Below are 14,254 nucleotides of genomic sequence, written 5' to 3' on the forward strand. Positions count from 1 at the left end.
CCCCCACGCCGCCCGCGCATCACCGCCCTCCACCAGCCGGTAGCTGGGGGCGAGGACTGGATTCACATGTCCAGGCCGGCGACGCGCCACCTCCCAGAGCTGCCGGGCATGCCGCGCACGCCCGGCCGTGTGAGCACGGGCCAGACGCCGGACCTGGCCGCCCTAGGGCACGTGCCATCAATCCTCGACGCAACCAACCCTGTCGCTCACAACACCCGCCCCCTGCCCCCCACTGCGCGACGGTGCGGGCGGCGACGTCCAGGGCGCGGTGGCCCGGCTCGTCCGCGGCGGCTGTCCGCAGCGGCTCGACCGCGTCGAGACCTCGTCACCGACGACCTCCCGAACACCTCTTGGCTCCCGCTCTGGACGCAGCGTTCTGCGCTGCCGTATCGCTGCGACACCCACATGGCTCCGGTGCGCCTGGCCCAACAGGGCATCGGGGCTCGGCCGCGACTTCTCTCATGTTTCACGTGGAACAGCCGGCGGTCCCTCGCGCGCCCTGCGTCCGTCTTCGACGGCGTCCAGGAAGCTACTGCCGGAGCAGCAGTACGACGTGCACCGTGCATGGCGTCGATGCCTGGGCACCGCTGGGGGACCCGATCCTCCAGCGCTCAATGTCGGCGATTCGCGAGCCGTCGGACTAGCTGGACGGTTCCCGGGGCGGCGATCGCGCCGAGTCAGTACCTCCCACCCTGTCCGCAGATGATCGACCCGTTTGGCCTGACGGCTGCCGAGGTACTCCTCCTCCGGTGATGCGCCGCCCACCCCTCAGTCGCCTAACCGCACTGGCTAGATGTCTCAAGGCGTGGCTGGGTCGCTTGTTGGTTTCACGTGGAACATGGTCGGAAGCTTCCCGGGCGGGATCGGGTCCGTTGCGGCGACCGGCCAGGCGAGGAAAAGCGCTGCCCAGCAATGTCAAGACCAGCCTCTGTCGCCAGATGATCGGGCACCCGAATCTGACGATCCGCAAAAGTTCACCCCATCTACGGACAGCGTCACCCGCGAGGACGGTGGACTTGCGCTGCCACGACCGTCGCCGCCAAGCGAGGGCGGCTGATCGGCGAGCGTTGTCGTTCCTCCTCGGTACGCTCGGGCAATGAGCGTCTCCCTCTACTACTCCGCGACCCGGCCGACACCGCTCACAGATGTTGAGAGGGCCGCTGTTGAAGGGATCGTCACCGCACACATGGAGTCCTTCCCGTACGAGTACGAGGAGACCCTGTACCTGTACGAGAACGGCGCGGGGGAGCCCGATGCAATCGTGGCCGGGGCCACGAAGATGCCGACCGATTTCGACCGGGTGGTCCCAGTCCTCGATCACGTGTTGGGCTCGCTGACCGAGCTGCGTCGTTCGCTGCCAGGCGCCAAGTGGCGCGTGCACCTGGACGACTTCGATATCCCATGGGACGAGACCGACGGCTACACCTTGCCCGAGTAGGGCGTAGGGGACAGCCGGCCGCCGAAGGACTCATCCTGGGGCGCCCAGCAGACTGCGCCCGCAGATGCCGCCGGCGGGGAGCAAGGAGTCGCCGCCGGCTCTAGCGTGGAAGGGACGCCGATGCCGCCCGCCTGAGCGTGCAGGACGCGGGGCAGGCCGATCGAGCCCATCGCAACTTGACGCTGGCTGCTCCTCGAAGGTCGCTCAGTTCCAACTCTGGACGTGCCCCACGCTGACGCATCGTTGCGACACCCCAAGGGCTTGGGGCCGCCTGACCCAGCAGTGCTCCGGCTCGGCACGAGTTGTCTCGTGTTTCACGTGAAACAAGCGGCGGTCCGCAGCCTGCGTCCGTCGTCGACGGTGTGCTGGAGGCTGCTTCCGGAGCGGTTGCTACGTACCGTGCCCTCTCTCCCAAAGCGGCACGGAGCAGCCGTACGCAGACGAGCGCCCCGGGAGGAATGCTCCCGGGGCGCACATCCGTTCTACCGACCGTCAGGGTTCGGTCGGGTCGTCGTCCGGGGCCATCGACTTGATGATGCGGTCGAGGTCTTCCAGGGTGGCGAACTCGACCACGATCTTGCCCTTGTTGCGGCCCATGTCGACGCGCACCTTGGTTTCGTAGCGGTCGGAGAGGCGGTCCGCCAGCTCCTGGAGGCCAGGGGCGACGGGCTTCTTGCGGCGGCCCTGCCGCGGCGTCTTCGGTTCGTCGACCTCACGGAGCGCGATGAGTTCTTCGAGGGCGCGCACGGAGAGCCCCTCCTGGACGATGCGCTGCGCCAGGTGCTCCTGGGCCTCAATGCTGTCGAGGGAGAGCAGGGCTCGCGCATGGCCGGCGGACAGGACGCCTGCGGCGACCCGGCGCTGGACGGCCGGCGGCAGGTTCAGCAGGCGCAGCGTGTTCGTGATGTGCGGCCGCGACCGGCCGATGCGTCCGGCGAGCTGCTCATGGGTGGCGCCGAAGTCCTGGAGGAGTTGCTGGTAGGCCGCCGCCTCTTCCAGCGGGTTGAGCTGCTGGCGGTGCAGGTTCTCCATGAGGGCGTCACGGAGGAGGTCGTTGTCGCCGGTGTCGCGGACGATCGCCGGGATGACGTCCAGCCCCGCCATCTGGGACGCGCGCCAGCGGCGCTCGCCCATGATGAGCTCGTAGTCGTGGTCGCCCGACGTGATCCTGCGGACGACGATCGGCTGCAGGAGGCCGACGATGCCGATCGACTCGGCCAGCTCCGCCAGGGCCTGCTCGTCGAAGTGCTCGCGCGGCTGGCGCGGGTTGACGGTGATCGAGCCGAGGGGCAGCTCGGCGAAGTGGGCGCCGGCGACCGGTTCGAGCGGTGGCTCCGACGAGGAGGCACCGTTGGCCGGGGGAGCCGCGGGGCCGCCCGGGAATCCCGGCTCGCCCATCTCGGCCGGGGCCGACGGGGGCGGCGAGGTGGGAATGAGGGCACCGAGGCCCTTCCCCAGGCCGCGTCGCTGCTGGCTCACTGGGCGGCTCCTCCGTGGGCCATCTCCGAGGCGGCCTCGCTGTAGGCGAGCGCGCCGCTCGAACCGGGGTCGTAGGTCATGACGGACTGTCCGTAGCTCGGCGCCTCGGAGACCCGGACGCTGCGGGGGATCACGGTGTTGAGGACGACGTCGCCGAAGTGGTTGCGGACGTCCTCGGCGACCTGCGCGGCGAGGCGCGTCCGGGCGTCGTACATCGTGAGCAGGATCGTGGACACCTTCAGCTTCTGATTGAGGTGCGCCTTGACGAGGTCGACGGTCCGGATGAGCTGCCCCAACCCCTCCAGCGCGTAGTACTCGCACTGGATCGGGATGAGCAGCTCGTCCCCGCCGACGAGGGCGTTCACCGTGAGAAGCCCGAGGGATGGCGGGCAGTCGATGAGGACGTAGTCGAACTTCTCGGTGTCGTACGCGTCGAGCGCCCGGCGCAGCCGCGACTCGCGGGCCACCTTGGAGACCAGTTCGATCTCGGCACCGGCGAGATTGAGGGTCGCGGGCGCGCAGAAGAGGTTCGGGATCTCCGGGGCCGGGACGATGATGTCGGCGAGGGCCATGTCCTCGATCAGCACGTCGTAGATCGACGGGACTTCGGCGTGGTGTTCGACACCGAGGGCCGTTGAGGCGTTGCCCTGGGGGTCGAGATCCACGACGAGCACCTGGGCTCCGTGCATGGCGAGCGACGCGGCGAGGTTCACCGAGCTGGTGGTCTTGCCGACGCCGCCTTTCTGGTTGGCGATGGTGATGATGCGGCATCTGTCCGGCCGGGGCCATTCCCTGTCCCTGCGGCCCGGCATCGCCTTGACCGCCGCGGCCGATGTTTCATGTGAAACCTTGGCGTCCTTGAGCGCCTCGCGCACGAGTTCTGACTCCCCCTGAGATGGTCCCTTGCGCGGCCCCGGCGGCGCGGCGGCGGCCTGCGTCGGTACATAGCCGACGTTCTCGGCCGTACCGGACGTGGTGCTGCCCCACATCGCGTGTCCAGAGGGCGCGGCACCCGGCTCCTTGGCCGGGCCCTGCCCCCCTGGCGTCCCGGTGGGCGACGCCGCCTCGCCGGGGCCGCCCGGGCCGAATGGCTGTTCGTCGGGGGATTCGCCTGTGCGGTCAGGCCGGCCCAGTCCTGGTCCCGTGCTCATGAAGACCTCTTCCTCGACCCTTTTGCACGCCGGGGTGCGCGCTGTCGTCGTCCGACAACCCCGCCTCGGCCGGCGACCACACGGACAAGCGTTGTCGGCGGATCGACCATACCTTGCCCGACTTGAAGCAGTTCGGTGGTACGGACCCCGAACCGTTCCAGGACGGGTGCCGCCTCGTCCAGTTCGGCGGCCGCCCGCTCACCCTTGAGCGCGAGCAGTTCGCCACCGGGACGCAGCAGCGGAAGCGCCCAGGCCGCGAGCCGTTCGAGCGGTGCGACGGCCCGCGCGGTGGCCACGTCCACGGAGAACTCCTCGGCGACGTCCTCGGCCCGTGCCCGGCGCACCACGACGTTCGGCAGGTCGAGCATCTCGACGCACTCGTCCAGGAAGGTCGTGCGGCGCAGCAGCGGTTCCAGCAGGGTGACCCGCAGATCGGGCCGGACGATCGCGAGGACGACGCCCGGCAACCCGGCCCCCGAGCCGATGTCGACGACCTGCGCGTCCGCCGGAATGGCCTCGGACACCACCGCGCAGTTGATCAGGTGGCGTTCCCAGAGACGGTCGACCTCGCGCGGCCCGATGAGCCCGCGCTCGACGCCGGCCTCGGCGAGGAACGCCGCGTAGCGCTCCGCGACCGGCAACGCGTCACCGAATACCTCCCGTGCAATCCCCATCAGACGAATCGTTCCACAGATACAAGCGTGCGCGTGCACACGAAACGTCCGTCCGCAGGTTTGGAGGCCCACACCGCCCCTCCGGCGACCCGGGGCGAGGGCGGACGGACGGATCGGCGCAGCCGCGGGACCCTTGCGTTATGGCAAGAACCACATGACCCGTCGGCATAACCGCGTCTCCTCGGGTAGAGGCGGTGTGTCGCCCGACCTCCCCCGGAAGGAGCTCCGACAGATGGGAATCGGAGTCAGTCTCGCATTCATCGCCATCGGCGCGATTCTCGCGTTCGCCCTCCGCGTCGAGCTCAGTGGCATCGACATCACCCTGGTCGGCTGGATCCTGATCCTGGTGGGGCTCATCAGCATGGGATTCACTCTTCGGTACACGCGGCCCCGGCGCCGCGCCGGCCGCATCGTCGGCGCCGATCCCGCCTACGGGGACGAGCCGGGAACGGTGGTCCATGAGGAGCACATCGTCGAAGACCCGGCCCCCGCCGGACGTCCGGCCGAACGAGTCGAACGCGTGATCGAACACCCGGCGGACGAGGGCGTGACGCACACCAACGTCGCCCAGGATCCGGCGTACGCCCAGGACCCCGCGCACGCGCAGGACCCGGCAGTGCAGAACGCGTCCGGTCTCGACGCGGAGGGACGGGCCGTCCCGCAGCGCCGCCGGTGGCGCCGGACCGCCCGGAGGTAACCACCTCGCCGTCGATCCTGCTCGGTGTGCTCGGGCGGCGGCGCACACCGAGCTTCCCGGGGCCCCGTGCCGGGCAGGGCGCGGGGCCCCCTAAGCGTTATCCACAGGGGGCCATTCCACATCCTGTCGCCCAGCGGGGCCTTGACACTGGGGATAAGCGGGTCCGCCCCCGGGCGGGAGGGGCACGCTTTTCAACGACCGCTCCCATCACTCACAGCCTCCCGCTCACCCCATAGGTCCGGTTCGGCGGTGGTCCCGTACAGTCCCGCGTCCTGCCCCGCAGACGGCGAACGCCCTGATGGTGCCGCACCGCGGGACTGGACCTGCTCACCGCGCGCCTCACCCCGCGCACGACGCTTGATCGACGAATGCGAACGGCCCCGGTGCCGCGCGGGCATCGGGGCCGTTCATGGGTTGTGCTGGTGGGCGGTGGGGCGGGGCAGCCGCCGGTCGTCAGGCGGGGTAGATGACCACGTAGCGGTCAGGTTCTTCGCCTTCGGACTCGCTGCGCAGGCCCGCGGCGGCGACCGCGTCGTGGACGATCTTGCGTTCGAACGGGGTCATCGGGGCGAGCGGCTTCGATTCGCCGCTCTGCTTGACCTCGTCCGCGACGTCGGTGCCGAGCTTGGTCAGTTCGGCGCGGCGACGCTCGCGGTAGCCGCCGATGTCGAGCATGAGGCGGGTGCGGTTGCCCGTCTGCCGGTGGACGGCCAGGCGGGTCAGCTCCTGCAGTGCCTCCAGGACCTCGCCGCGTTTGCCGACCAGCTCGTCCAGGGACGCGCCGACGACTGCCACGATCGCGCGCTCGCCCTCGACGTCCATGTCGATGTCGCCGTCGTAGTCACCGATGTCCAGCAGGCCCTCGATGTAGTCGGCGGCGATCTCGCCTTCCTGCTCGAGCGCCTGGACGTCGACCTCGGTGGTGTCGGTCTGGCTCAACACGGTCTCCTTCTCCGGCACGGGCTCGGGGTTCAAACTAGCGCTTCGGGGTGCCGCTGCGCTTGCTGCGCGGCTTGCGGGTCGGCTGGTTGCGCACGACCTTCGGCTTGTCGTCGTCGGCCTCGGGGGTGGTGTCCGCCTCCTTCTTCAGCTTCGTCTTGCCGCCGGAGGAGGAGCCCTGGCCGTTCTTCGAGGCGGAGGTCTTCGCACCGGCCTTCGCACCGGTCTTGGTGCCTGCCTTGGCGCCCGTCTTCGCACCGGCCTTCGCACCGGCCTTCGTGCCGGCCTTCGTGCCGGCCTTCGTGCCCGTCTTCGAGCCCGACTTGCCGGACGCCGGCGGCGTGTCGGCGTCCGTGCTGGGCGGCGGGTACTTCTTGAAGATGTAGTGCTGCTGCGCCAGCGTCCAGCTGTTGGACGTGACCCAGTACATGAGGACGCCCAGCGGGAAGCCGAGGCCGAAGAGACCGAACAGCGGCGCGAGGAAGACCATCATCTTCTGCGCCTGCATCATCGGGTTGTTCTCGTCGGTGATGGGCTGGCGCTTCATGCTCGCCCGGACGGTGAAGAACGTCGTGATGGAGCTGATCACCACCGCGATGGCCGTGATGACGATGGCGGTCCAGCTCTTGGGGTCGGAGCCCCAGGCGTTCAGGAAGGTGTCCGGGATGTGGGCGCCGAGGATACTGGCCTGCTGCGCGCTCGCCACAAGGTCGGCCGAGACGGCGAAGACGCTCTCGCCCGGGTCGGCGTCGGAGATCTTCTTCAGTGTCTGGAACAGCCCGATGAAGATCGGCATCTGGACCAGGAGGGGCAGGCAGCCCGCCAGCGGGTTGGCGCCGTTCTCCTGGTAGAGCTTCATGACCTCCTGGTTGAGGCGCTGCTTGTCGTTCTTGTATTTCTTGCGCAGCGCCTGGACCTTGGGGTTCAGCTCCTGCATCTTCCGCGAAGCATGAATCTGCTTCACGAACAGCGGGACGAGGATGAGCCGCAGCAGGACCGTGAGCAGAATGATCGAGCCGCCCCAGGCCCATCCACTGTCCTCGGGGACGAAGGTGCTCAGCCCCGTGTGGATCCACACGATGAGCTGAGAGACGATCTCGTACAACCAATCAAGCACCGGGCAGCTCCTTGGGCTCTGCTAGGGCGGGGCCGCTCTCCTCGCGGCCGGAGTTCGAAGAAGCCGCCGCGGGTCGCCTCGGGGACGACTCGCCGGGGGCCCCGGAGGGGATCGATCGCTCCTGGGGAACGTGCCCCCCAGGCTCCCCGGAGAAGGGCGTCTCGGACGACTTCTTCGGCGGCACCGGGTCGTGACCCCCGGGGTGGAAGGGGTGGCACCGCGCGATGCGGCGGGCCGTCAGCCACGTGCCGCGCAACGCCCCGTGCACCTGGAGCGCCTCCAGGCCGTACGCGCTGCAGCTGGGCTGGAATCTGCACTGCTGCCCGAGCAGGGGACTCAAGAAGCGGCGGTAGGCGCGGACAAGAAGGATCAGCAGGCTCGCGACGGGGCCCGGGGACCCCGCCGGGGTGCGGGACGGATTCACCGTCCCCTGCCGACTCCTCATCTTCGCCCCTTGGACGCGGGCCGCAGCAGCCGATCGAGCGCCGACTCGAGATCCGCGGCCATTTCGTCAGGACGCGCCGCCCCCGCCCGGGGGTTGGCGCGCACTACGAGCAGGCTACCCGCTGGGAGCCGGTCGAGGTGCGGGCGCATCAGGTGCCGGAGCCGCCGTCGCACGGAGTTGCGGACGACGGCGTTCCCCACGGCGCGGGCCACGATGAACCCGACCAGCGGCGGGGCGTCCGCGCCGGCGGTCTCGTCCGGCTGAAGCAGGTGGACCACGGCAGTTGGCCGTCCAGCGCGGCGACCGCGCCGGACGGCCAACGTGAAGTCGTCCCGCCGCCGCATCCGGTTTCCGGACGGCAGCACAGTGAAGTAGTGGTCAGACCGCGATGCGGGCGCGGCCCTTGCTGCGCCGGTTGGTCAGGATCGCCCGGCCGGCGCGAGTGCGCATGCGCAGCCGGAAGCCGTGCTTCTTGTGGCGACGACGGTTGTTCGGCTGAAAAGTACGCTTGCTCACTTGAGGCTCCAGTGCTGCGGTCGGTTCGTCTGAAAGGCGCGATGGCTCGCATCGAGGGCCGCGTCCGGTCCCCCGCAGCGGGGGCCCACCCGAGTTCGCCCTGCGGGACTGCCGGCGGGCACGCGTCATCTCCGTCGATGCGACTCGACCTCAGCACGTTACGGGCTGACCGGGTAGCCGGTCAAACGCGGCGGCCGCGCCAGGGCGGGGCGGGGCGGGCAGTGAGACGGGTGGTGGGACGTGTTGCGGGTGTGGCCCGCAGCGGTTAAGGTCGTCCGGGCGAGCCGACGCTCCTTCGACGAACTCGACGATCTGATGTCGGTATCTTCCGCCCCCGCAAGCCCCCGTTCAGAAATCGCTCCCGCCCCGGTCACCAGAGGCCGGACCTTTCCTGACCCCGCGTGCAGGAACTCACCGTTCGGGTTTTACACAGGGTGCCCTATGCCTATGCACAGCATGTGGACAACTCTGTGGACAACTCGTGAGAGAGTAAGGCTTCCGCGTCGCGGCCGTGCCCTGTGAGGCAGATCGCGCCCCGCGGGACAGACGGGCAGTCAGGTACTCCGACGAACGGAGGGGGAGGGGACCTTGCGCATGGACGGTCAGGATCTCGGATCAGTCTGGGCCCGCACCCTCACCGCACTGTCCGAGAGTGATCTGTCTCCCAGCTACCGCGCATGGCTGCCGATGGTCCGACCGCTGGCGCTGGTGGAGGGGACGGCTCTGCTCGCCGCGCCGAACGAGTTCGCCAAGGACGCGCTGGAGACCCGGCTTCGCAACCTCATCACGCAGGCCCTGTCGCGCGAGCTGGGCAGGGAGATCCGTGTCGCCGTGACCGTCCAGCCGGAACCGCCCGTAGCCCCTGGTACCGCGCCTGGCGCAGGGCCTGGGACGGGCTCGCGGCCCGGGACGGGAGAGCCGCTTTCGGCGCCTATCCCCGGGGCCGGTGGCGGGCCCGGTATGCACGACACCACACCTTCTTACTCCGACCCCTATGGGGATCGGCCGCAGGACGACCGGGATCGGGATCGGTCCTACACGGACCCGGGTTACGGCGAGCAGCAGTACGGCGATTCGTCCTATACCGATCCGCCCCGCGGTGATCCGCCGCGTGGTGAGCGGTCCGACCGGTCTGACCGGTCCGAGAGACCGTTTCCGGAGCGGTCGTTCGGCGAGCAGGGGTACCGGCCTCAGCCGGGAGCCGGCCACGGCCAGGGGCCACCCGGAGGTTATCCACAGGCTGAGGATGACGACCGTGGGTCTTATCCGTCCGCGTCGCGTCCCCCCGCGTACGGTGCGGGGCCCGGCGGACGAGGTTCGGCCCCCTATGAAGGGCGCGGCCCGCAGGGCTACCCGGGTTATGGAGGCCAGGAGGGTTTCGGTGGTGAGCCCTCCGGTCGCCCACCGCGCTCGCATCTGAACGACCGCACGCTGGGTCCGCTGCGCTCAGGAGGCGGTCGTGCCGAGGAACAGGGGCACGAACCCAAGCACGGTGGAAGCGAGCCACAGCGCGGGCATGCGGAAGACACGTTCCCCGGGGGCGACCCGTCGTTCGCCGGCGGTGAGCAGCAGTACCCGGGCCCGGAACAGTACGGCGGTGGTGAGGCGCAGTACCGCGGTGAGGAGCCGCCCTACCGGGGAGAGAGTTCCTTCCGGGACGAGGAGGGCCCCGAGTCCCGTGGGCCTGCACCGGTGCCAGGCGGCGGAGGCGGCTCGTCCGGTTCGGGTGCCGTCGCGTCCGAGCACGCGCGCCTGAACCCCAAGTACACGTTCGAGACGTTCGTCATCGGGTCGTCGAACAGGTTCGCGCACGCCGCCGCGGTGGCGGTGGCCGAGCAGCCGGCCAAGGCGTACAACCCGCTGTTCGTCTACGGCGACTCCGGCCTCGGCAAGACGCACCTTCTCCACGCGATCGGGCATTACGCGCAGAGCCTCTTCAATGGAGCACGCGTCCGCTATGTGAGTTCCGAGGAATTCACGAACGACTTCATCAACTCGATCCGCGACGGAAAGGCCGACGGGTTCCGCCGCCGGTACCGCGATGTCGACATCCTCCTTGTGGACGACATCCAGTTCCTTGAGGGCAAGGAGCAGACGCAGGAGGAGTTCTTCCACACGTTCAACACGCTGCACAACGCCAGCAAGCAGATCGTCATCTCCAGCGACCGCCCGCCCAAGGAGCTGGTGACGCTGGAGGACAGGCTGCGCAACCGGTTCGAGTGGGGGCTGACAACCGACGTCCAGCCGCCGGAGCTGGAGACGCGCATCGCGATCCTGCAGAAGAAGGCGCGCCAGGAGGGACTGGCCGCGCCGCCGGACGTGCTGGAGTTCATCGCCTCGCAGATCGCGACGAACATCCGCGAGCTGGAGGGCGCGCTGATCCGGGTCACGGCGTTCGCGAGCCTGAACCGGCAGTCGGTGGACATGAAGCTCGCCGAGATCGTCCTGAAGGACCTCATCCCCAACGACTCCGGCCCCGAGATCACCGCAGCGATGATCATGGCGCAGACGGTCGAGTACTTCGGGACGACGATCGAGGACCTGTGCGGGCCGTCGCGCTCGCGGATGCTGGTCACCGCCCGGCAGATCGCGATGTACCTGTGCCGGGAGCTGACGGAGCTGTCCCTCCCCAAGATCGGGCAGCAGTTCGGCGGCCGCGACCACACGACGGTCATGCACGCCGAACGCAAGATCCGGTCGCTGATGGCGGAGCGCCGCGCCATATACAACCAGGTCACGGAGCTGACGGGGCGGATCAAGCACCAGGCCCGCAAGCGCTGACCGGCCCTCTTTGCACACTGTGGACAGACCTGCACGACGCCTGTGGACGGGCTCCGGACGCCTCGTCCACACCCCGTTCGCCCAACGAAACCGGCAAAAGGCGCGCATCCCCCGAGAAACGAAGGCGCTACTCACAAGTTGTGGAAAACTCTGGGGATTTTCGTGGATAACCCGGTGGGCAACCCCTGGAGAACCTGAGGATGAACAGTGGACGGATGTGGACCTGCTGTGCACGAACACCCGGCCACCTGGGGACAACCGGTGGACATCCCGTGGACATCCGGTGGATGACCTGGGGACGGACCTGGGGAGGACTCCGCTGACCACACGTCCCGTGTACACAGGCCATCGAAACCACAGGCATACCCGTGGAGAACTCGTGGAAAACCGGGGGATGACTTGAGGACGACGTGTGGGGAAAGTTTCGCCGTCCCCAGGCGCCGCCGCGCCGTCCACTCCCCATGCACAGGACCGGTGGACAGAGAAACGGGCTCTGACCTGGGAAAACGGGGTCTGTCCACACTATCCACCGCCCCTATGACTGGTACTGCACTACTTCTCTATCCAAGAAAAGATCCATCTCAAATCAGGGCCTGGGGAGAACCTGTCCCGAGCGCCCGGGCCGAGGCAGGATCACCTCACCGTTGTCCGACACCTGCAGGAGGCGGGTCCCCTTGAAGTTCCGCATCGACAGAGACGCCCTTGCCGACGCCGTCGCGTGGACCGCGCGCACGCTCCCGGTCCGCCCCCCGGTGCCTGTCCTCGCTGGCATGCACATCGTCGCCGGGGGTGAGGAGAACAGCGACCGGCTGAAGCTGTCCGCGTTCGACTACGAGGTCTCCGCGCAGGTGTCCACGGACATCGACGTAGAGGAGGCGGGGACGGCGCTCGTGTCCGGACGGCTCCTCGCAGAGATCTCTCGCAGCCTTCCTCCACACCCTGTGGAGGTGACGACCGACGGCGCGAAGGTGATGCTCCGCTGCGGCAGCGCGAAGTTCACACTTCTCACCATGCCTGTGGAGGACTACCCGACCCTGCCGGAGATGCCGCCGGCCGCGGGGTCCGTGGGCAGTGACGAGTTCGCCGCCGCCGTGTCCCAGGTGGCGATCGCCGCCGGCAAGGACGACACGATCCCCATGCTGACCGGTGTCCGTGTGGAGATCGAGGGCGAGACCGTGACGCTGGCGTCCACTGACCGCTACCGGCTGGCCGTGCGTGAGATGCACTGGAAGCCGGAGCGTCCCGACTTCTCCGCCGTCGCGCTCGTCCCGGCCAAGACGCTCGCCGACACCGCCAAGTCGCTGACGGCGGGCGCGGAGGTGTCGATCGCGCTCGGCGGTGCGGGCGGCACCGGCGAAGGCATGATCGGCTTCGAGGGCGGCGGCCGCCGGACCACCTCCCGCCTCCTGGACGGCGACTTCGTCAAGTACCGGTCCCTGCTGCCGAGCGAGTACGCGGGCCTTGCCGAGATCCAGACCGCGCCGTTCATCGAGGCGGTCAAGCGCGTCTCGCTGGTCGCGGAGCGCAACACCCCCGTCCGGCTCTCGTTCAGCCAGGGCGAGGTCGTCCTGGAGGCCGGGACCGGGGACGAGGCTCAGGCCGTGGAGGCCCTGGAGGCGTCGCTGGAGGGCGAGGACATCGACATCGCCTTCAACCCCGGGTTCCTCCTCGACGGGCTCTCAGCGATCGGCTCGGACGTGGCGAGGCTGTCCTTCACGACCCCGACGAAGCCGGCCGTCCTCACCGGGAAGCCGCCGCAGGACGGCGAGAACCCGAACTACCGCTACCTGATCATGCCCGTCCGGCTGTCCGGGTAGAGGTGAGGGTGTCGTCGAGGTAAGACGCATATCACCCTTCTCGCCCTTCGCCGCGGCGGTCATGCGGTGAGAAGGGTTGGCCTTGGGGCATGCACAGCTCTGGGCGCACCTGGGGACGACGTCTCCGGGGTCGTCCCCGCGGCCGCGCACGCGTGAAGATCAGCAGGTGCGGTGAACGGCCGCGCGGTATCCGGCCGCGCGGCAGGGAGCCGTGCGATCTGGCATGTGCAGAGTGGACGCGCGTGTAGTTACGCACAGGAAGAGAGTGGACTTTTCATGGAGCTTGGCATCATCGGCCTGGGCAAGATGGGCGGCAACATGGCCGAGCGGCTGCGCAGGGGCGGCCACACGGTCGTGGGTTACGACCGCGATCCCGCCCTCAGCGACGTGGGCTCGGTCCAGGAACTGGCCGAACAGCTGTCCCCGCCGCGTGCCGTGTGGGTGATGGTGCCGGCAGGCCAACCCACCACGGACACCATCCACAGCCTGGGGGAAACCCTTCAGCCCGGCGACGTCGTCATCGACGGTGGCAACTCCCACTATGTGGACGACCAGAAGCACGGCGATGCGCTGGCCGCCAAGGGGATCGGTTTCGTGGACTGCGGTGTCAGCGGCGGTGTTTGGGGCCTGGAGAACGGCTACGCGCTCATGGTCGGCGGCGACGACGACACGGTGAAGCGCCTGATGCCGATCTTCGAGACGCTCAAGCCCGCGGGGGAGTACGGCTTCGTCCACGCCGGGACGACCGGCGCCGGGCACTTCGTGAAGATGGTCCACAACGGCATCGAGTACGCGATGATGCAGGCGTTCGGCGAGGGCTTCGAGCTGATCGAGGCCAGCGACATCGTGACCCGGGTGCCGGAGACGTTCCTGAGCTGGCAGGAGGGCACGGTCATCCGGTCGTGGCTGCTGGAACTGCTCAACCGGGCGCTCGCCGAGGACCCCGAACTGGACGACCTGCGCGGCTACGCGAACGACTCCGGCGAGGGCCGCTGGACGGTGCAGGCCGCCGTGGAGCACGCCGTCCCGCTGCCCGCCATCAGCGCCTCCCTGTTCGCGCGGTTCGCGTCCCGCCAGGAGGACTCCCCCGCGATGCGAGTGGTCGCGGCCCTCCGCAATCAGTTCGGCGGCCACGCCACCGAAACCGCCGGCGACGGCGACTCCCCCGGCGCCGACGTCTCCCCGCCCCCGGTCTAACCC

General features: G+C 69.1%; 12 protein-coding genes and 1 pseudogene. 5 read left to right on the top strand and 8 right to left on the bottom strand.

Annotation, left to right across the window (positions count from 1 at the left end; genetic code table 11):
- The first annotated feature begins 1,096 nt into the window (after positions 1-1,096).
- Entirely contained in the window at positions 1,097-1,438 is a 342-nt protein-coding gene (locus tag E1289_RS30835; RefSeq protein WP_131986499.1) for a hypothetical protein, read from the top strand.
- A 492-nt stretch (positions 1,439-1,930) separates the two neighbouring features.
- Here the strand turns inward: E1289_RS30835 and E1289_RS30840 are convergent, their stop codons facing one another.
- The 3 genes from E1289_RS30840 to rsmG form a co-directional block, all read right to left on the bottom strand.
- Positions 1,931-2,917, bottom strand: a complete 987-nt coding sequence (locus E1289_RS30840; protein ID WP_131986501.1) for a ParB/RepB/Spo0J family partition protein — start codon at positions 2,915-2,917, stop codon at positions 1,931-1,933.
- Positions 2,914-3,729, bottom strand: a complete 816-nt coding sequence (locus E1289_RS30845) for a ParA family protein (RefSeq protein ID WP_131986519.1) — start codon at positions 3,727-3,729, stop codon at positions 2,914-2,916. The genes E1289_RS30840 and E1289_RS30845 overlap by 4 nt, the downstream gene beginning before the upstream one ends.
- A gap of 335 nt (positions 3,730-4,064) precedes the next feature.
- Positions 4,065-4,742 (bottom strand): 16S rRNA (guanine(527)-N(7))-methyltransferase RsmG, encoded by a 678-nt coding sequence (rsmG, locus tag E1289_RS30850; protein ID WP_131986503.1) that lies wholly within the window; start codon positions 4,740-4,742, stop codon positions 4,065-4,067.
- Between the two features lie 232 nt (positions 4,743-4,974).
- On the opposite strand from rsmG, the gene E1289_RS30855 reads away from it, so the two are divergent.
- The gene (locus tag E1289_RS30855) at positions 4,975-5,439 is read left to right on the top strand and encodes a DUF6458 family protein (protein WP_131986505.1); all 465 of its coding nucleotides are present in this window, start codon (positions 4,975-4,977) and stop codon (positions 5,437-5,439) included.
- Between the two features lie 453 nt (positions 5,440-5,892).
- Here the strand turns inward: E1289_RS30855 and E1289_RS30860 are convergent, their stop codons facing one another.
- The 5 genes and pseudogenes from E1289_RS30860 to rpmH all read right to left on the bottom strand — a co-directional run bounded on the left by E1289_RS30860 (position 5,893) and on the right by rpmH (position 8,456).
- The gene (locus E1289_RS30860) at positions 5,893-6,378 is read right to left on the bottom strand and encodes a R3H domain-containing nucleic acid-binding protein (protein ID WP_131986507.1); all 486 of its coding nucleotides are present in this window, start codon (positions 6,376-6,378) and stop codon (positions 5,893-5,895) included.
- Positions 6,379-6,415: 37 nt separating this feature from the next.
- A complete protein-coding gene (gene yidC / locus E1289_RS30865) occupies positions 6,416-7,495 on the bottom strand; it encodes a membrane protein insertase YidC (RefSeq protein ID WP_207929261.1) in 1,080 nt (359 codons plus the stop codon).
- Positions 7,496-7,661: 166 nt separating this feature from the next.
- Positions 7,662-7,940: pseudogene (yidD, locus tag E1289_RS39885) on the bottom strand (membrane protein insertion efficiency factor YidD); the annotation flags it as partial.
- Entirely contained in the window at positions 7,937-8,305 is a 369-nt protein-coding gene (gene rnpA, locus E1289_RS30875) for a ribonuclease P protein component (protein ID WP_131986511.1), read from the bottom strand. The pseudogene yidD and the gene rnpA, both read right to left, overlap by 4 nt.
- Before the next feature lie 13 nt (positions 8,306-8,318).
- Entirely contained in the window at positions 8,319-8,456 is a 138-nt protein-coding gene (gene rpmH / locus E1289_RS30880) for a 50S ribosomal protein L34 (protein ID WP_131953955.1), read from the bottom strand.
- A gap of 594 nt (positions 8,457-9,050) precedes the next feature.
- Here rpmH and dnaA point away from each other — a divergent pair.
- The 3 genes from dnaA to gnd all read left to right on the top strand — a co-directional run bounded on the left by dnaA (position 9,051) and on the right by gnd (position 14,251).
- The gene (dnaA, locus tag E1289_RS30885; protein WP_131986513.1) at positions 9,051-11,237 is read left to right on the top strand and encodes a chromosomal replication initiator protein DnaA; all 2,187 of its coding nucleotides are present in this window, start codon (positions 9,051-9,053) and stop codon (positions 11,235-11,237) included.
- A gap of 674 nt (positions 11,238-11,911) precedes the next feature.
- Positions 11,912-13,054, top strand: coding sequence for a DNA polymerase III subunit beta (gene dnaN, locus E1289_RS30890; protein WP_131986515.1), 1,143 nt, complete (start codon positions 11,912-11,914; stop codon positions 13,052-13,054).
- A gap of 276 nt (positions 13,055-13,330) precedes the next feature.
- Entirely contained in the window at positions 13,331-14,251 is a 921-nt protein-coding gene (gnd, locus tag E1289_RS30895; RefSeq protein WP_131986517.1) for a phosphogluconate dehydrogenase (NAD(+)-dependent, decarboxylating), read from the top strand.
- Positions 14,252-14,254 lie beyond the last annotated feature (3 nt).

This window comes from Actinomadura sp. 6K520 (assembly GCF_004349245.1).
In the GTDB taxonomy this organism is placed as follows: domain Bacteria; phylum Actinomycetota; class Actinomycetes; order Streptosporangiales; family Streptosporangiaceae; genus Spirillospora.

Bases quoted from the DNA above. Each gene is read 5' to 3' on its own strand.
- E1289_RS30845 (WP_131986519.1), bottom strand. From the start codon at position 3,729: ATGCCGGGCCGCAGGGACAGGGAATGGCCCCGGCCGGACAGATGCCGC.
- rsmG (WP_131986503.1), bottom strand. From the start codon at position 4,742: ATGGGGATTGCACGGGAGGTATTCGGTGACGCGTTGCCGGTCGCGGAG.
- E1289_RS30835 (WP_131986499.1), top strand. From the start codon at position 1,097: ATGAGCGTCTCCCTCTACTACTCCGCGACCCGGCCGACACCGCTCACA.
- E1289_RS30855 (WP_131986505.1), top strand. From the start codon at position 4,975: ATGGGAATCGGAGTCAGTCTCGCATTCATCGCCATCGGCGCGATTCTC.
- gnd (WP_131986517.1), top strand. From the start codon at position 13,331: ATGGAGCTTGGCATCATCGGCCTGGGCAAGATGGGCGGCAACATGGCC.
- dnaA (WP_131986513.1), top strand. From the start codon at position 9,051: ATGGACGGTCAGGATCTCGGATCAGTCTGGGCCCGCACCCTCACCGCA.